Source organism: Algimonas ampicilliniresistens (genome assembly GCF_030159955.1).
Lineage (GTDB): Bacteria > Pseudomonadota > Alphaproteobacteria > Caulobacterales > Maricaulaceae > Litorimonas > Litorimonas ampicilliniresistens.
Map to the genome: position 1 here is coordinate 421,185 of NZ_BSNK01000002.1, position 17,443 is coordinate 438,627.

Consider the following 17,443-nt stretch of genomic DNA (forward strand, 5'->3'; position numbering starts at 1 on the left):
GACCGCTCGGAGAATTATCGCGTTAGTCAGCCAACTTCTGCAGCAGATAGACATGCTGCAGCGCCAGACGTTTGGCAGTCTCTTTCAAATTGGCGGCTGCGCTGTGGCCGCCATCAATATTCTCATAATAGAGGAAGTCGTGACCTTGATCGTCCATTCGCTGCGCAAACTTCCGCGCGTGGCCAGGATGAACGCGGTCATCCTTGGTCGAGGTGATCAGGAAGACTTCCGGATAATCGACGCCTTCACGTAGATTATGATAGGGGCTGATCCGGCGGAGAAATTCGCCTTCGACCGCGTCATCCGGATTGCCATACTCGCCCATCCACGATGCGCCAGCCAATAATTTATGGAAGCGCTGCATGTCGAGCAGGGGCACAGCAATGATGGCGGCATTGAATAAATCAGGCCGTTGCGTTGTCATCACGCCCGTCAGCAGACCGCCATTCGACCCGCCTTCGACGCCCAAATGGTCAGGTGAGGTTACGCCGGCATCGATCAGATCTTCGGCGACTGCGATGAAGTCGTCATAGATGCGCTGACGTTCGGTCTTCAGACCCGCTTGGTGCCAGTTCGGACCATATTCACCACCACCCCGAATATTGGCGAGCACATAAACGCCGCCATTTTCAAGCCAGAGCTTACCGCGCGTGGCGGAGTAAGCTGGGTTGAGCGAAATTTCGAACCCGCCATAGCCATAGAGCAGCGTTGGGTTCTGGCCGTTCATCTCCGCATCTTTGGCGCGGACGATGAAGTAAGGGACTTTGGTTCCGTCTGCTGACGTCGCGAATTTCTGTTCGCTGACCATATTGGTCGCGTCGAACCAATCCGGCAGAGACTTGGCCGCGATCGGGGTCAGGTCGGCCTTGGATGTGTCGATCGTGTAAAGCGTATCAGGGGTGAGGAAATCCTCGGCTGATAAGAAGGCAATCGACTCCTTATTATTGGTTCTGCCGACACCAGCCGCGCCGTTTTCGGGAAGAGCAATCCGCGTGGATGTCCAGTTTTCACCGTCCCAATCAAACGCATGAACAGAGCCTTTAACGTCGGTCGTGGTCGACAGCAGGACTTTATCCTTGGTCGCGCCGTAACCACCCATCGAGCTTTTCTCGTCCGGGCTATAGACAAGATGCAAGTCGGCAATCTGGCCATCATCGGCGAAATCATCCCAAGCAAAGCTAACCAGATCGCCGGATTTAAAGTCGCGCCAATCTTCATTGAGGGACAGTAGCATTTGTCCTTTAAAGACAGAGCCGAGATTGGATTTTGTCGGGACGGGGAACTTCACAGCCTCGCCTACCGTACCGTCTTCGTTGCGCGGGAACCAGAATGTGTCAGTGTCGTAGAACGACGTCGATTGCGAGGTCATGATCTCGCGGCGACCATCGGACAGTTCGAGAACGCCCGGCCAATAGCCAACATCCGTCTGATTACCGCGCCCAATTTCTACTGAGTCTTCGAGCGCCTGCCCTCGGGTCCAGATCCGCGCCGTGCTCGGATAACCGGAATCGGTCATTGTGCCTTCGCCAAAGTCGACGGCGACCACCATCGTATCCGCATCAACCCAATCCATCGTACCTTTGGATTCGGGGGTGACGAAACCACCTTCGACGAATTCACCCGTCTCACTATTAAACTCACGACGAACCACGGCGTCCTTGCCACCGTCTGAGAGGTTGACGATACAGAGCGCGTAGTCGGGCGCGAGGCAGTTATTGCCTTTATAAACCCAGTTCTTGTCTTCGTCCGCCGCCAGCTTGTCGAAATCGAGCACGGTTTCCCATTCAGTGCTATCCGACAAATAGCTATCAAGGCTGGTTTTGCGCCAAACACCGCGCACATGGGTCTCGTCCTGCCAGAAATTATGCGCAGCACCCGCCCGATAAGACACATAAGGAATTTTGTCTTGGCTCTGCAGGATGCCGAGCGCGTCTTGATACAGAGTTTCATAGCGCGGGTCGGCCATCAGCCGGTCGAGCGACCCTTTGTTCCATTCGCGGACTTGATCCAGCGCCGCTTCGCCTTCGACCTCTTCGAGCCAAAGATGGTCCTCATCACGCATACCGTCTGCATCATAGACGACGGGCACATAGCTGTCGGCCACTTCAGTCGTGACGGTTTCGCTTGTGACGGTGTCGGGCGTATCGTTCACAGCTGTCTCTTTCGTGTCGGAACAGGCGGCCAATATCAGCGCCATGGCGCTGGTCGCCAAAAGTGTTTTGGTGGTCATGAAAGTCTCCGCAAATGGGTTTGGAGACGGTTTAGCGCTCTAGCGGCGCAAGGCAAGTGGGCGGCTAAAGGTTGACCCTCGGGCTAGCAGAACAACAATCACTCGGTTTTTGCGCTGTCGTCTAGAAGATCGGTTCCGTTTTCGTCTTGGCTTAATTGGGCCCGTTCTTCGGCGACCCGTTCAACAATGGTCGTTTCGGCATCCGTATCCAGCACTTCGCGCACGGTGGGCTTGGTAGGGGCCTTCTTCGTCATGCGGTTTTCTGGCTTCGAGCCCGTCGTTTTAGGGAGTTCAACGCCGCCATCGACCCGCAAGCGGTAGAGCGGTTCAGGCAGGGAGAAGCCGTCTGCCTCTAACACATCTTTGACGTCACGAATGGCTTGGCTTCGGGCTGTTCCAAATCCTGTCTCGCGCTGGTCGATCCAACCAAAGAAATCGATCAAAATTGAACTGTCACCCACTTCGACAATCATCCCACTGGGGGCGGGGTCTGTCAGGACAAAGGGCAGCTCTGACATGGCTTTGACCCCGACGGCGATGGCCGACACAGGATCATCGGCGCTGTCGACACCCACGCGAAAGGAAAAACGTCGTTCCGAATTGGTGCTATAATTCAAGATGTCGGCCTTGAAGACTTTGGCATTGGGAATACGCAGATGATTGCCATCCAGCGTCATCAGAATGGTGGCCCGTGTGTTGAGCCGGACGACCAGACCCTCATTGCCGTCAATGATGACATGGTCGCCCGCGCGAAACGGTTGACGGATCGATAGCAGCAGCGACGCGATATAATTCTCGACCGTGTCGCGCACGCCAAAACCGAGCGCGATCCCGATGATCCCTGCGCCGCCTAAAACCGTCCCGACCAAAGCGGTCGCCCCAAGGATATTCAGCGCCACGACAATCCCGATCATCACGAAAGCGAGACGAATAGCCGTTGCGATCAATTCGGCGAGAAACGGGTTGCCCGCCATACGTCGGATCAGTCCGGTCCGGCTGGCGAGCAAACGTCCGAGCAGGAAAATCGCGACCAAAGCGATCAAGGCGGCCGCGATTAACGGTAGAGCCCGAACAAATTGCGTACTCAATTCCGTAGTCCGGTCGACGAGGGGCGTGACATTATCGGTCACGCCCAGCGTGCGAATAATCTCGTCCTGAACCGCGACCACCCCATCGACACGCTGCGCAATGCGCACAGCGCGTTCGGCCGCTTCCGTATTCGCGGCTTCACCAGCCAAGGTGACGACGCTATTTTGTACTGTAACCGAGACCTCTTCCGTGTCTCCAAGCTGGCTGTAAATCCCGGTCAGTCGCTCGGCGATCTGGGCATCGGACGGACCATTCCCGACTGTAATGGCTGCATCCTGCGCAAAAGCGGAGAGTGGTAGCAAGAGCGTGAGAAGAAGGATCAGAGTGCGCATAGGATCTCAATGAATGGGGCGAGAACGAGTTCCACCTTATAAACATGAGTTCGTGATGAGACGACAGGCTTTCACGTGCTCTATTTCCCAACATCTATTTCAACGACTGGGCGGAATGCCTTCTCTCCTCTATATGGGCTCTATGGATTTTCTCATCATGAATGGGGCGGGCAACCGGTTTGCGGTGTTCGATGCGCGTAAGGCGCTCGATTTTGCTCTGTCTGATGAACAGGTAAAGGCTATCTGCGCGCCCGGCTCCGCCGCCATGGGCCCGCTCGGTGCCGATCAGTTGCTTGTCCTGCGACCGCCGAAATCACCAGAGGCGGATATTTTCATGGAAATCCGAAACCAGTCAGGCTCTGAGGTCGATGCGTGCGGGAATGCGACGCGCTGTGTGGCGTGGCTGGTGATGGAAGAGACGGGCGAAGCAGCAGCAACTGTGCAGACCAATGCCGCGCTACTGGCCGCGACGCGTACGGGGCCACTATCCATTGCCGTGGATATGGGTGAACCCAGACTCGACTGGTCGCAAATCCCGCTCAAAGAACCGATGCACACCCATCATGTCGATGTGAAGCTCGGTCCCATCGATAATCCCGTCCTGTCCAATCCCGGCGCGGTCAGTATGGGCAATCCGCACGTCGTGTTTTTTGTCGAAGATTTTGAGACAGTGAAGCCACATCTGGCGGGGCCGATGGTCGAGTTTCACCCGCTCTTTCCAGAACAGACCAATGTTGGCTTTGCCCGTATTGACGGCCCAAAAAATATTCGGCTCAAAGTTTGGGAACGGGATGCCGGTTTGACCCAAGCCTGCGGCACGGGTGCCTGTGCCGCCGTGGTCGCGGCCCACCGCCAAAAACGCGCCGATCGCGATGTGCAAGTGGACGTCGATGGTGGGACGCTACACATCCATTGGCGCGAAAGCGACAATCACGTCATCCTGAGCGGCCCGGTCGAATTAGAAGGGCGCGGGACGCTCTAACAATCCCTTGATTGTGACGTAAACAATGGGGTTTCCGCCCTGATCCGGGTCGCTCAAAATATGTTGTTGATGTGAGCTTAGCTGTCAGCCTCTGGAAATTCGATCAACGGTCCCAGGTTCTCGATCACCTGATGGGCGTCAAAGACATTTTCGGCCTTGGTAGGTTTCGGGCCATTGCCAAAACGGACTTCGGCTGTGGCACGATATTTAGTGATCTCGCGGACATTAAAATCGTCGAAGAACGGGTCATAAAACGGATCATAAAACCCGCGATAGCCAAAGCCGCGACGATGGCGGAATCCACGAAAGCGAGAATAGTGATAGCCGCGCGACCAACCGTAACGGGGCCGGAAGAAGCTATAGCCGAAATAAGGATCATAGGCAGAGGTAAAACCTGAGTTGACCCGTGTGCGCGTCTTCGCTTCAAGATCGCGTTCTTGCAATTCGAACCAGTCAAAGCCGCGTTCCACCGCTGTCTCAGCGGCGCGGAACAGCATGTAATTTTCAACTGTGTCGCGCTTGGTCAGCGAATTACCAGCAAAGGCGATCCGGGCACGATCCGCTTCGATCATTTGCTGGGAAAACCCGTCATAAGCGCCGGGCTCACTGGCGGGTTGATAAGGTGTAGCCGTTGCACAGGCGGTAAGCACAATAGCGCTCACACATAAAAGGGCGTGGCGAAGTTTATTAGAAGTCGCCATTTTTAGGGGAATAGACATATAAATCTCCTAATCTCGCCCGCTGCGATAGCGCGACAAACCTGAACGTCCCCTGTATGAAACATAAGCGTTTCGTATGATTATATAAGGCCTGCGTCACATTTACGCTAATCAAGTCTATGCGACCCGATTGTGAGCGATCACGGTTTGGCTCGCGCGCGCCGCTCCAAAATTATGGACACGATCGCCCAAAGACTGATTGGCGTCGCCAGCAGAAGCGGGAAAATTGTCAGCCAAATTGGCATCCACTCAGACGGTCGAGCCATCAGGCTCAACCCGATCCATGGCAGAGCCAGAACTAAGGTCCAGAGACCATGCACGGGCCGAAAACCATACCGCCACGCGGTCCATGCCAAACGCAAGATCACGGCCCCCGGAATAATGGCAAAGGCGCCAAGCCCTAGCGACAATAGCGCCGCCGAACTGGCCGCTGAGAAGCCGGGATCAGTTTCGTAAAAGCCGAGAAAGAACCAAAGCGTCGCTGCGACCGCGCAGAACAGCCAGATAGCGGCCAGTCCCGCCACGATCCGGTCCACGGGCCGTCCTTGAGCGGGCGGTCGTTTGATAATTGGCTCACGCGCAGTCATGGCACGGCGCTATCTGAGCCATGCGCTCCCGTCATTGATTTTCTACCACGTTCAGCGATTGCCCTTCTGTGATTGCTCTGAGGCCGCTATTGGTGAAGAGGGGATAGGACATGACGATTTGGAGGCCCTGAATATGCCGCGCCTGAGGCACGTATTGACCCGGCGGTTGGTCCTGTCCGGCCTAATGTTGGGGGCTGCCGTGACAGCGCCCGCTTATGCCATGGATGCCTTTGAAGCGGTTAAGGGGCCGCTCGATTATATCGGGAGTGTAGAATTCTTTCCTGAAGCAGGGGCTTTGTCAGCGGGTTGGACCGTGCGCATTGCGGAAGATGATCTTGATGAAATCTCCTTTGCGCTGAGTTCAGCTTTTGGCACGGCGTCTGTGGCCGGGGCCGATGTGGTCGATGTCACGACTGAGCTGGATGAACGTTTTGGCGGTGCGGTTCGGACCTACCGGATTGATCTCGCGCCCTCGGTCAATGGCGCGGACCGGATCGTCAAATTCGCCTATGGTGGCCCGCTCTTTCCAGAAGAGCTCCCGCTTCCGATTAATACGCTGGATTCTGACAAGATCGAACTGACGGTCGATAGTTTCTGGTTTCCCTTTGACGCTCGCTTTGATTCCGATCTGACGGCTCGGGTGCAGGTGCGCCTTGCAGGCGAATGGTCCGCGGTCGGAGTCGGGTCGGTTGTATCGACCCCAAAGGGATTTCATTTTGTCCAAGCCGAACCGGCGCTCGATATCGCTTTCTCGCTGCTCTCAAACTCAGAGGTTGTTAAGGCGGATGATTATGTCATTCATGATGCACGCTCAGAACCCGGCACAAAGCTCGAAGAACTCACAGGCGCGCTAGAATTTTGCACTGCATATTTGAACGGTTTGGCGGGTCCGGCAGGGCCACTGCCGCAGGCCTCGATCATTGTGACGGATCGTCCTGAAGGCGGTTATTCTCGCGGGACGTTGATCGCGTTGACCGACATTGAAGATGATGATGAAGAATATCTGCTTCAATTCATTTGTCATGAGTTGGCGCATTATTGGAGCAAGGCCAATGCTGGCGGTCCGGAAAACTGGATCAATGAAGGACTTGCCGACTATCTGGCCAATATGGGCGTGCGTAACGCGCTCGGCGAAACCGTGTTCGACGCCCGTATGGCGCGCTACGCCGAACAAATCGAAGGGCATGACCTGCCACCGATCTGGGCAGCGGAGCTAACCGAGCGACCGCCTTACCTAATCATGTACCGCGCCGCGCCGGTCGCGCTGCAGCATCTTGAAGAGCGTATGGGTCGCGCGACCTTTACAGCCTTTATGCAGCGCATCATGACCGACCGTGTTCGAACCACACCCGCCTTGCTGGCCTTGTTAGAAGAGATGGCAGGCGCGGAGATCCGGACATGGTTCGAGACGCGATTGGCGGATTAGAGGCAGGTTATTCTGATTATTCTGGGCTTTGACGTGTGATGAAATCCATCTGCAGGAGATCGCATATGCCATTGACCGCTCCGCATGTACCCTCTGCCTCGCTTTGGACCTTGATCGAGGGGTTGGGCAGTTCGGCTTTTTGGACGACGCTGTCAGTGATGCGCGGATCGTGCAGCTCGGTGAGAATACGCACGGCGTGAAAGACGACACAGCGTTGAAGACAGGCGCGATCCGCTATCTGCATGCCCAGATGGGGTTTGATGTCATCGCCTTTGAAAGCGCGGTCTATCAGTGCGACGAAAGCGACCTTCATCTGGCTCAAATGGCGGAACCGGATCGGGACCAGATTGTAGCGCGCATGACGTTGCGCAGTATGGCCGCCTATATTCGTCAGCAATCCGCGGACGCAAACACCGATCAGCGCGCGGTTCGATGTGCAAACGCCGCTTATCCAGATATTGCCAGATCAGTACGACGGCGTCGTAGTGATTGACACAGCGCACGCACGCGGCACTTTGAGTTCCGACCGGGTGGATAGAGCCGTGGCCCAACGTCCGATTGACGATAACGCGAGCCCGGTTACGTGCGATCTGTCGAGCGCACCCCAGCCCTAACAAAAAGGCCGCCCGGACGGGGCGACCTCAAACTCGGGTAAAAGCGTGTCAGCTCTAGTGAGCAACAACCGCCAATAGAAGCAGAGCGATGATGTTGGTGATTTTGATCATCGGGTTCACCGCTGGACCAGCGGTATCCTTGTAGGGATCGCCGACTGTATCGCCCGTGATGGACGCTTTGTGGGCTTCTGAGCCTTTGCCACCGTGATGGCCGTCCTCAATATACTTCTTGGCATTATCCCATGCGCCGCCACCGGCTGTCATGGAGAGGGCCAGGAAGAGACCGGTCACGATCACGCCCATCAGCATGGCGCCGAGTGAGGCGAGCGCCTGGCTTGTACCAGCGATAAACTGGATCGCGAAGAAAAGCACAATTGGCGACAGGATCGGCAGCAAGGACGGTTTGATCATCTCTTTGATCGCAGCGCCCGTAAGGAGGTCCACAGCCTTGGCATAGTCCGGGCGAGACGTGCCCTTCAAGATGCCCGGATCCGCTTTAAACTGACGACGGACTTCTTCGACAATCGCACTGGCCGCGCGGCCAACGGACTGCATCGCCCATGCACCGAACAGGTAAGGCAGCAAGCCCCCGATAAACAAACCGACAATCACATAGGGATTGGTTAGGCTGAAATCGACGGTGACACCGGACAATGGATTACCCGGCTGAGCCGAGAAATACAGAATGTCCTGATAATAAGCCGCGAACAGCACCAGAGCACCGAGACCGGCAGAGCCAATCGCATAGCCTTTGGTAACAGCTTTGGTCGTGTTGCCAACGGCGTCGAGCGTATCAGTCGTGTTGCGCACTTCTGGATCCAGCTCAGCCATTTCAGCAATGCCGCCCGCATTATCCGTGACAGGACCGAAGGCGTCGAGCGCGACGATCATCCCAGCCACGCCGAGCATAGCGGTCACAGCGATAGCGATGCCGTAAAGGCCAGCCAGGCTGAAGGTGATGATGATACCCGCCACAATGATCAGGGCCGGAATAGCGGTCGCTTCCATTGAGACAGCGAGACCTGCAATCACATTGGTACCGTGACCGGATTCAGACGCTTCAGCGACCGACTTCACCGGGCGGTATTTCGTACCCGTATAATATTCGGTGATCATCACGATCAGGCCCGTGATGACCAGACCGACGATGCTGCAAAGGAATAGATCCATGCCGCTGAATGAGGCCGCCGAGCCGTCCGCAAGAACGCGACCGACTTCATTGACCGTGCCCATGCCGTTATCAAGCACATAGCTCGTGACGAGATAGATCGCGCCAACGGATAAAACGCCGGTAGCGATCAGACCTTTGTAAAGCGCGCCCATAACATTCACTGAGCCCTTAGACAGGCGCACGAAGAAGGTGCCGAAGATGGAGGTGATGATACACGCGCCGCCGATCGCCATTGGGTAGAGAACGAGGTCCAATGCGCTTGGGAACAGAATTGAGCCGAGGATCATAGTGGCCGCGATGGTCACAACATAGGTCTCGAACAAATCCGCAGCCATACCGGCACAGTCACCGACATTGTCGCCAACATTATCCGCGATGGTCGCAGGGTTGCGAGGATCATCTTCCGGAATACCGGCTTCGATTTTACCGACGAGATCGCCGCCAACATCTGCACCCTTGGTGAAGATACCGCCGCCGAGACGCGCAAAGACCGAAATCAGGGACGCGCCGAGCGACAGGCTAACCAAGCCATCAATCACGCCGCGTGCATCTGCCGCCATGGGGCCTGTTAGAACCATATAATAAACGGCCAAGCCTAGCAGAGCGAGGCCCGCCACGAGCATGCCCGTGATCGCGCCTGCTTTGAAGGCGATGTTCAGGCCTGCGCCAAGTGAGCCGCGTGACGCTTCGGTCGTGCGGACGTTCGCTTGGACGGAAACCAGCATGCCGACATAACCGGCGATACCCGACAAGACCGCACCGATGACAAAGCCGACTGGAGCGATGAGGTTTTGGAACAGTAAAGCCAGCAGGATAGTCACGACGACGCCGACGATGGCGATCGTTTTATACTGCTTGTTCAAATAGGCTTTTGCGCCTTCTTGGATCGCGCCTGCGATCTCGTTCATACGTTCATTGCCAGTGCTGGCCTTCATCAGGCTGGCACGGGTCACGATCCCGTAAAGCACAGCGATCAACGCTGCGCCGATGATAAGATAGAGTGTCATGATTGATCTGGCCCCAACCCTTGGCGGTCGGGTCTCCCTCAGTTTTTGAGTCCTGAAGTTGGCCGATGGATAAGCCGTCCCAGTAGACCCAGGCTCAACATCCGTCGCTTCCCCTCGCGATATATGAAGTTGGCCGCTCCTCCTCCCCCTTATTGAGTGGTGGAGTAGCGCTTCCCTTCGCGATGGGGCGTCCTTGGCCCAATTTCATCGCAGTTTCAAGACATGGCAATGACGGCGCCATGACAGCTTCGTCTGCCGGTCAAGCGTCGATCAGGCGGGCCTTGGTCTCGTCGCGGTGTTTTTTGAGATATTTCATGAATGGTGTACCGCCCGTGCCGACATCGGGATCATTGCCGGCGCTGGTCTTACCCTGCTTCTGAATATAGCTGGCGGCATATTGCAGATGGCGCGAGCGGAAGTCGGCAACGGCTTGGATGATGGCGTTGTAAGCTAGCGTCAGGTCACGGTCACCCGCGCCTTCGACAAAGTGGCGCAAAGAGGACTGTGTCCGCACATCATCGATAAACTTACGGTGGCCCGGCGGACGGTAGATGTGCAGCTGGTCCAGATAGGCTTTGAGCGGATCATCCGCGTGACCAACCTGCATTAGCGCGTCCATGGTCGGCACGATGGAGGATTGCGATCCAGTCTGGCCGCGAAAGGCCTGCGGCTTGCCGCCAAAGGCCTCGACGCCTTCATAAATCAAACCGCCAGGCAGGGCAGGATTGTCTTTCCAGCCGTGAATGTAAGGCCGCACGCGGGTGAAATAGGTATGCGGGTCGCAGCGTTCCGGCATACGGTCAAACAGTGCGTTGATCGCGGCCCAGTGCGTGGCCATGCCTTCTAACTCAACCCGGACTGTGTCAGTGTCACCCGTTGCGATGGCGTTCAGAATTGTCGGGATCGCGGCCAGAACTTTCCCGGCGCGCGCTTCAATCGCGACATGGACCAGTACGAACCAGGCCTCGTCCTGCCCACCGAGGAAGGGTTGGATCATGAAAATATTGTCGAGGTCAATCGGACGGTCGGCATCAAATAGGCCCCAGTTATCCAGCACATAGCCGGAATAGGGCAGCAGTGGTTGCTGACCAAGCCGTTCGGCCAGAGCATGCATCGGGACGGCCAAAGCGCGCGGCAGCAGGGCCGGCGCGTCCGCCTCTCCCCAGACATAGGCTTGGATCAGGAAGCTATAATGTACCATCGCCATGCGGGCCTGCTCGTCTGTCAGGTCGGCAATATCGTCCGCCTCGACATTATTAGGCAGGTCACGCAGCATGAGATCCCGTAACCGACCCGTGACCAAGGTCTTGGGCAGGGCCATAGCCACATTGCGAACGGCGGCCATTTTGCCGTGTAGTTCGACATCGGGCGCGTCGTAACGGCAAAGAAAGCCGCGCTCGGCGGAAATATCGTAATCGCTCAGGGTCAAATGGGTCATGGGGTCTCGCTAACCGCTATTATTCACGCAAGAATAACGCGTATGATTTCGCATGAGCTTGCTTTATGGGTTTTATGGCGTAATTATCTGCAAGGAATGACGAAATTAGACCTGATTAACGCGCAAATATTGCAAGAGCTAGAAACGGATGGGCGGATCAGCAATGCTGAACTGGCCGATCGGGTTGGGCTCTCCGCTTCAGCCTGCCTGCGCCGCGTGCAGGAGCTTGAGCGGACGGGGGTTATCCAAGGCTACCGTGCGGTGCTAGATCGGTCGCGGCTTGGCGGGGCGGTCACGGTCTTTGTCATGGTCGGTCTATCCGCCCATTTACGCCGCGACGCCGCCGCGTTTGAAGCCGCGATGATGGCGGCGCCGGAAGTGCGTGAATGTCACAATGTCACTGGGTCCGTCGAATATTTGTTACGGGTCGAGGTCGCAGACCTAGTTGCTTACAAAGCCTTCCACGCGGACACGCTGGGCCGTGTCCCGCAGGTGGCGAGCATCACGTCTTATATATCGCTAGGCTCGGCCAAAGATATGCGGGCTTAGGGTCGATCCTCACGCTCTTGTTATGGAACCCGTCTGCAATTCGCGTATATGCGTAGATAGACCAGACTTATTTGGAGACTTCTATGCGCTTGCCTCTCGCTCTTTCCCTGACCTTCGCTCTCGCCGCCCCAGTTTTCGCTCAGACGACGGTCACAGGCACAGCCGGAACGACCCTGCAGATGACCGAGCTGGCGACCTTTGACGGCGCATGGGCCATGACGTTCTTGCCAGATGGTCGCGCGCTGGTGACAGAACAAGCGGGCTCAATCTGGCTGCTCAATCAATCGGGCGCCAAGATCGCGCGGATTGGCAATGTGCCAGACGTTCAAGACCGCGGGCAGGGCGGCTTAGGCGACATCATTATCGACCCGGACTTCGCGACCAACAACATCGTCTATATCTCTTACGTCGAACGCGACGCTGAGAATAATCGCCTCTCCGGCGCGGCAGTCACGCGGGCAACTCTGACTCTGACATCGAATGGCGGTACGCTGTCCGATGGTGACGTGATTTGGCGTCAATTCCCGAAAGTCACGGGCAATGGTCATTACGGGCACCGGATGGTGATCTCTCCTGATGGCTATTTATTCATCACCTCTGGCGATCGGCAGAAATTTACGCCGGCGCAGAATATGGACATGAATTTGGGCAAGGTGATCCGACTGAACCGGGATGGTTCTGTCCCCGAAGATAATCCCTTCTTTGGCCAAGGTGGTGTGACCAATCAGATCTGGTCGCTCGGCCACCGTAATCCGCTTGGCATTGATTTCGATGCCGAAGGAGACCTCTGGCTGCACGAAATGGGCCCGAAACATGGTGACGAGCTCAACCGCGTCCTGCGCTCGGAAAATTACGGCTATCCGGTAGTCAGCAATGGTGACCACTACTCCGGCAAGGAAATTCCGGACCATTCAACCAACCCCATTTATGAAAATCCAGCCGCCTATTGGGTTCCAGCAATCAGCCCGGCGGGTTTCACCATCTATGATGGCGATCTGTTCGAAGATTTCAAAAGCGACGGGTTTATCGGTGGTCTTTCAAGCCAAGCGCTAATCCGCGTCGTCTTCGACAGTGACAAGATCGAGGCGGCGAGCGACTCGCCGTCCAAGTCGGATCGTCGCGAAACGATTGCGGCGGAAGCCGAGCGGTTCGAATGGGGCAAACGTATTCGCGAAGTCGAACAAGGCCCGGATGGCGCGCTTTATGTGCTGGAAGACAATGAAGGTCGGTTGCTCAAGCTAACGCCGGGATAAGGTTTTGGGCGCATTTTCATTTAAAATGTGCGCCCGAACCGGAAGAAAAACCTCAAATCATTATTATTGCCAAAGGCCGTGCCGATGAAGGCTGGGCCAAGCGGCGTTTCTGCGCCCATATAGGCGGCCAAGGATAAGGCATCCTCTACGTCGTCCAAGCCGAGGGCCGAAAACGGAATGCGAGCATATTCAGCAAGGCCGCCGATATAAACAGGAATATCAACCAAGAATCCGTCATTGGATAGGCGCTTGAACACCTCCAATGACGCATAGTTCAGCCTTTCGACGGGCAGCGATCGTTCTCGAAACCCGCTCAACTGGCGAAACCCGCCCAGTTCAAATGTTGAATCAAAGCCAACAGTGACCCCATCTGTATTGAGCTTACCGTGCCGAAGGTTGAGCAGGGCTCCGTAAGATCCGGCGCTGAACGCTTGTAGCCAAGACGCTTCATATCGATTTGCATCCAGCGCGCCATCTTCAGAAATGTCGAAGAATTGCTGCGCGCGTAATTGTACTCTTCGCCCTCCTGTGGGCCAATCGGTCCGGTCCAACGTATCAATGCCGAAATAAGCCCCGACGGACCCGAAACTATAATGTTCAGCTGTGATGGTAGGGTCTATGGTGACAATTGGTTCAAACCGACCATCCTGGATTTCCCCTTCCAGCGCAATCAGCCCCCATGACGATAGTTCGCGGCCCAAACGGGCTCTAATCCCTTGGGTTTCAACCAAGAAGTCGCCAACGCGAATATCAATCAGGTCTAGTTCGCGTTTTTCACTGCGGATGAACAGTTCCGGTTGAATGAAGTAGTGAGAATCGACCCCGAGTGGCTGATATAATTCCAGACTCAGCCCCGTATTGGTCCCCAATTCAGCCGATAGGCTGACATCACCTCCTCTTGGGCCAATGGGTTGTCGGGTGAGTTGTGCTAATAGGGAAAACGATGCCGCCCCATCGAAATTACTGGCAACATTGGCCCCTATTTTCAAACGGGTCCGTCCAATCGAATTGGGGCTCACCGTAAGAACCGCTTCGCCACTACTATAGCCCAGATCAACTTCGCCGAAACTGCCAAAGGACGCCAGTTCGCGCAAACGGCGGTCCCGATCTCCAGAATCTTGGTCGAGAGACAGGATGTCGTTGACGCGTCTCTTGATCACATCATCAGCAATAAGCGAGTTGTTGACCAGCGTGAGGGTTTCAGGCTGATCAGGATTGGGTTTGAGGCGCGGTTTGCGCTTTGAAGGGGCCGCCAGATCGCGAATCCGAAGGAGTGCGTCTTTATGCTCATGCCCAACATCACGGCCAACCTTCAGGCCTGCGGCGGACTCAGTGTAGGCTGATGTGCCGATGTCGATCCGATTGGGCTCGACGTAAAGGTCGCGCTTGGACAGGGCCTGCTTTTCAAGCTGGGCATTTCTATAGACCATAATGGTTGAGACTTGCTGCAACGTCTCACCAATAGAATAACGTCCGTCTGACGGTCTCGGCGCGGCTGTTGTATCTAGGGCGATGATAATATCGGCGCCCATATCTAATGCGGTCTGAACCGGAAGATTAGAAGAAATTCCGCCATCAACATAGGGTACTCCGTCAATAATGCGGGGCGCGAACACACCGGGCACGGCCATACTGGCCAAGACCGCCGAGACCAGATCGCCCTCTTCAAAAGCGACAGCCCGTCCGGTTTCGAGATCCGTTGCCACGGCGCGGAATGGGATCGACAGATCGTCGAAATCGATCTCAACAGGAACATTTCTCAAAATGTCACGGTATAGAGTCTGTAAACCTTGCATCGAGTTTAAGGCGCTCGGCAATTCCAGACCGTCACGGCTCAACCCAATAATGTCACCGGAAAAATAGGTCTCCTCGCGCTCTTTCTGAATAAAGGATTTGTCGGTCCGTGGAATTGTGCCCCGAAAAGCCGCTCCCCAATCCTCATCAATAAAGATCTCGCCAATTTCGTCTGCCGAATATCCGCTCGCGTAAAACGCGCCGACGACCGCCCCCATACTGGTCCCCGCAACGCAGTGGATGGGAATGTCCAGTGCGTCCATAATTTGCATAAAGCCGACTTGGGTGCTGGACTTTGCGCCGCCGCCGCTGAGGACCAGCCCGACGTCGAGCCCGTTTTCATCGTCGAAATCGCAAGCGAGGGCTGGGCTGGCAGCCAGAACTGTCAGTGACAGCAAAGCAAGTAAATGTCGGGCCATGAATCGGGTGCTATCAATGTGCGTGGGCCTGTCAATTCATTGGTCGACACACTGGGTCAATGCCCTGCGCGACCGATCAACGGATAGGTCGCTTCAAGATCGTATCGATTGGGTCCGCGCTTTTGCTGCCAACTGGAATAGAGTCCGAACTGATCGATCAGGAATGGGCCAATCTCCGTATTGACGTGACGCTGCTCATAGGTTGCCAGCCGTTCCACATCTGGAAAGGGCTTGAGATAAGCAAGAGTGAGGTGTGGGCTAAACACACGCGCCTCCATCGGAATGCGCAGCTCTCGTGCGACGCGCCGACAATGATTATGCAGCCTAGTCAACGCGGCATTGGGCTCGACTTTCAAATGGATTTGATGCGGCTCGGCGCGGCCAAAATGGCCCGCCCCGCGGAGCGTCAATTCCATAGCGGGGAGCGGCCTGCGCGCCAATTCTTCATCTAATTCTTCGGCCAAGGCATCATGCACTTCGCCGAAATAGGCGGCAGTGATGTGAAGCTTTTCCGGCGCGCTCCACCGGGCGCCCGGCACACCTTTTTGGATGCGCCGAACGGCCCGGATAACGCCAGAGGGCGGGCGAATGGCCGCAAAAAGCTTCATGCAGTTGCCCTGACTAGCGACCGAGCGGGCAACGATAGACTTCGTGGAGCCGGCTGGCCTCCGCTTCCATCTCGTCCGTCCACTCAACATCATGCGCGTCGATATTTTCGCGCAATTGGTCCAGACTGGTTGCGCCAATAATGTTCGACGTGACGAACGCGCGCGACTCAACGAATTTCAATGCAAACTGAACCGGCGTCAGGCCCAATTCATGCGCGGTCCGATTGGCATCTTTCCACGTTTCATCGACTTTTCGATAATTATCCATGAAGCCGTCAAACAGCGCCATGCGAGATCCCTTCGGCGTCGTGCCGTCATCATATTTACCGGTCAGAACGCCCATGGCGAGCGGCGAATAGGCGAGCAAACCGACCTTCTCTCGCATGGCAATCTCAGCCCGGTCATAATCGAAGCGTCGCGCGATCAGCGAGTAAACGCACTGATTGGATTGAATCCGCGGAAGGTCATGGGTCTTGGCGAGCTCCAGAAACTTCATCGTGCCCCACGCGGTTTCATTGGAAATGCCGATATGGCGAATATTGCCCTTTTCGACATGACGTTGAAGCGCGCCGAGAATATCTTCCAGTGGCACCATATCGGCGGCGTTATAATCCTTATAATCATGCATGCCGAAGGGGGACAGACCCCGGTCCGGCCAGTGCAACTGGTACAGATCAATGTAATCGGTTTTGAGTCGTTTCAGACTATGCTCAACCGCGTAGTCGATCTGTGCCTGCGTGTGGCGCGTTGTCTCAACCGTATCGTCGCGCGTCCAAACCATGCCGGACCGACCGACAACTTTGCTGGCTAAGATAATGTCATCGCGCTTGCCGCGTTTTTCGATCCAAGTGCCAATATAGCTTTCGGTTCGGCCTTGCGTTTCACGCTTGCCGGGGACGGGATACATTTCGGCGGTATCGATGAAATTGATGCCGCGTTCCTCAATCGCGTAATCAAGCTGCTCATGCGCCTGCGCTTCGCTGTTCTGCTGACCCCAGGTCATTGTGCCGAGGCAGACCGAGGTCACATCAATATCGGTCGTGCCGAGTTTACGCAGTTCCATAGGTGGGTCCTGTAGATTGAAAAAGGGAAGTTTGAGCGTTGCTAGAGGATACGGACGGGTAGGACCATAGGTTTGGGACACTTGAGAACCCGGCCAAGGGCTAGCCTATCACGCCCATAGGAAAAATCTCTGGCGGATCGGTCCGGCTGACACGCTTGTCAT

Annotated in this window: 14 protein-coding genes; 5 read left to right on the forward strand and 9 right to left on the reverse strand. The window is 55.9% G+C overall.

Translation table 11 applies throughout. The features are described 5' to 3' along the window. Positions 1 to 22: 22 nt before the first annotated feature. The gene (locus QQL54_RS09990) at positions 23 to 2,230 is read right to left on the reverse strand and encodes a prolyl oligopeptidase family serine peptidase (RefSeq protein WP_284390219.1); all 2,208 of its coding nucleotides are present in this window, start codon (positions 2,228 to 2,230) and stop codon (positions 23 to 25) included. 98 nt (positions 2,231 to 2,328) lie between these two features. Continuing rightward, positions 2,329 to 3,651: a mechanosensitive ion channel family protein gene (locus QQL54_RS09995; protein ID WP_284390221.1), complete on the reverse strand. Its 1,323-nt coding sequence runs from the start codon at positions 3,649 to 3,651 to the stop codon at positions 2,329 to 2,331. 115 nt (positions 3,652 to 3,766) lie between these two features. Between QQL54_RS09995 and dapF the strand changes: the two genes are divergently transcribed. Continuing rightward, complete coding sequence (dapF, locus tag QQL54_RS10000; RefSeq protein ID WP_284390223.1) at positions 3,767 to 4,633, forward strand: diaminopimelate epimerase; 867 nt, start codon at positions 3,767 to 3,769, stop codon at positions 4,631 to 4,633. Positions 4,634 to 4,710: 77 nt separating this feature from the next. On the opposite strand, the gene QQL54_RS10005 is transcribed toward dapF, so the two are convergent. Then, on the reverse strand, positions 4,711 to 5,352 hold the full coding sequence (locus QQL54_RS10005; RefSeq protein ID WP_284390225.1) for a CC0125/CC1285 family lipoprotein: 642 nt from the start codon (positions 5,350 to 5,352) through the stop codon (positions 4,711 to 4,713). Between the two features lie 140 nt (positions 5,353 to 5,492). Continuing rightward, entirely contained in the window at positions 5,493 to 5,939 is a 447-nt protein-coding gene (locus tag QQL54_RS10010; protein WP_284390227.1) for a hypothetical protein, read from the reverse strand. Here QQL54_RS10010 and QQL54_RS10015 point away from each other — a divergent pair. Then, complete coding sequence (locus QQL54_RS10015) at positions 5,938 to 7,365, forward strand: gluzincin family metallopeptidase (protein WP_284390229.1); 1,428 nt, start codon at positions 5,938 to 5,940, stop codon at positions 7,363 to 7,365. The genes QQL54_RS10010 and QQL54_RS10015 overlap by 2 nt on opposite strands. 103 nt (positions 7,366 to 7,468) lie before the next feature. After that, the gene (locus QQL54_RS10020) at positions 7,469 to 7,858 is read left to right on the forward strand and encodes a TraB/GumN family protein (protein WP_284390231.1); all 390 of its coding nucleotides are present in this window, start codon (positions 7,469 to 7,471) and stop codon (positions 7,856 to 7,858) included. 175 nt (positions 7,859 to 8,033) lie between these two features. On the opposite strand, the gene QQL54_RS10025 is transcribed toward QQL54_RS10020, so the two are convergent. Next, positions 8,034 to 10,157, reverse strand: coding sequence for a sodium-translocating pyrophosphatase (locus tag QQL54_RS10025; RefSeq protein ID WP_284390233.1), 2,124 nt, complete (start codon positions 10,155 to 10,157; stop codon positions 8,034 to 8,036). A gap of 259 nt (positions 10,158 to 10,416) precedes the next feature. Next, positions 10,417 to 11,595 carry a PrnB family protein gene (locus QQL54_RS10030; protein ID WP_284390235.1) on the reverse strand — a complete coding sequence of 393 codons (1,179 nt, stop codon included), beginning with the start codon at positions 11,593 to 11,595 and terminating at the stop codon, positions 10,417 to 10,419. 96 nt (positions 11,596 to 11,691) lie between these two features. On the opposite strand from QQL54_RS10030, the gene QQL54_RS10035 reads away from it, so the two are divergent. Both QQL54_RS10035 and QQL54_RS10040 read left to right on the forward strand, forming a co-directional pair. Next, positions 11,692 to 12,144 (forward strand): Lrp/AsnC family transcriptional regulator, encoded by a 453-nt coding sequence (locus tag QQL54_RS10035; RefSeq protein WP_284390237.1) that lies wholly within the window; start codon positions 11,692 to 11,694, stop codon positions 12,142 to 12,144. 83 nt (positions 12,145 to 12,227) lie between these two features. After that, entirely contained in the window at positions 12,228 to 13,397 is a 1,170-nt protein-coding gene (locus QQL54_RS10040) for a PQQ-dependent sugar dehydrogenase (protein ID WP_284390239.1), read from the forward strand. 20 nt (positions 13,398 to 13,417) lie between these two features. Here QQL54_RS10040 and QQL54_RS10045 read toward each other — a convergent pair whose 3' ends face one another. The 3 genes from QQL54_RS10045 to QQL54_RS10055 are packed head-to-tail and all read right to left on the reverse strand — an operon-like array spanning position 13,418 to position 17,281. Beyond that, positions 13,418 to 15,610: a patatin-like phospholipase family protein gene (locus QQL54_RS10045; protein ID WP_284390242.1), complete on the reverse strand. Its 2,193-nt coding sequence runs from the start codon at positions 15,608 to 15,610 to the stop codon at positions 13,418 to 13,420. 56 nt (positions 15,611 to 15,666) lie between these two features. Beyond that, positions 15,667 to 16,218 (reverse strand): RNA 2',3'-cyclic phosphodiesterase, encoded by a 552-nt coding sequence (gene thpR / locus QQL54_RS10050; protein ID WP_284390244.1) that lies wholly within the window; start codon positions 16,216 to 16,218, stop codon positions 15,667 to 15,669. Between the two features lie 13 nt (positions 16,219 to 16,231). Beyond that, the gene (locus QQL54_RS10055) at positions 16,232 to 17,281 is read right to left on the reverse strand and encodes an aldo/keto reductase (RefSeq protein ID WP_284390246.1); all 1,050 of its coding nucleotides are present in this window, start codon (positions 17,279 to 17,281) and stop codon (positions 16,232 to 16,234) included. Positions 17,282 to 17,443: the final 162 nt, after the last annotated feature.

Bases quoted from the DNA above. Each gene is read 5' to 3' on its own strand.
- QQL54_RS09990 (WP_284390219.1), bottom strand. From the start codon at position 2,230: ATGACCACCAAAACACTTTTGGCGACCAGCGCCATGGCGCTGATATTG.
- QQL54_RS09995 (WP_284390221.1), bottom strand. From the start codon at position 3,651: ATGCGCACTCTGATCCTTCTTCTCACGCTCTTGCTACCACTCTCCGCT.
- dapF (WP_284390223.1), top strand. From the start codon at position 3,767: ATGCCTTCTCTCCTCTATATGGGCTCTATGGATTTTCTCATCATGAAT.
- QQL54_RS10005 (WP_284390225.1), bottom strand. From the start codon at position 5,352: ATGTCTATTCCCCTAAAAATGGCGACTTCTAATAAACTTCGCCACGCC.
- QQL54_RS10015 (WP_284390229.1), top strand. From the start codon at position 5,938: ATGGCACGGCGCTATCTGAGCCATGCGCTCCCGTCATTGATTTTCTAC.
- QQL54_RS10010 (WP_284390227.1), bottom strand. From the start codon at position 5,939: ATGACTGCGCGTGAGCCAATTATCAAACGACCGCCCGCTCAAGGACGG.
- QQL54_RS10025 (WP_284390233.1), bottom strand. From the start codon at position 10,157: ATGACACTCTATCTTATCATCGGCGCAGCGTTGATCGCTGTGCTTTAC.
- QQL54_RS10030 (WP_284390235.1), bottom strand. From the start codon at position 11,595: ATGACCCATTTGACCCTGAGCGATTACGATATTTCCGCCGAGCGCGGC.
- QQL54_RS10035 (WP_284390237.1), top strand. From the start codon at position 11,692: ATGACGAAATTAGACCTGATTAACGCGCAAATATTGCAAGAGCTAGAA.
- QQL54_RS10040 (WP_284390239.1), top strand. From the start codon at position 12,228: ATGCGCTTGCCTCTCGCTCTTTCCCTGACCTTCGCTCTCGCCGCCCCA.
- QQL54_RS10045 (WP_284390242.1), bottom strand. From the start codon at position 15,610: ATGGCCCGACATTTACTTGCTTTGCTGTCACTGACAGTTCTGGCTGCC.
- thpR (WP_284390244.1), bottom strand. From the start codon at position 16,218: ATGAAGCTTTTTGCGGCCATTCGCCCGCCCTCTGGCGTTATCCGGGCC.
- QQL54_RS10055 (WP_284390246.1), bottom strand. From the start codon at position 17,281: ATGGAACTGCGTAAACTCGGCACGACCGATATTGATGTGACCTCGGTC.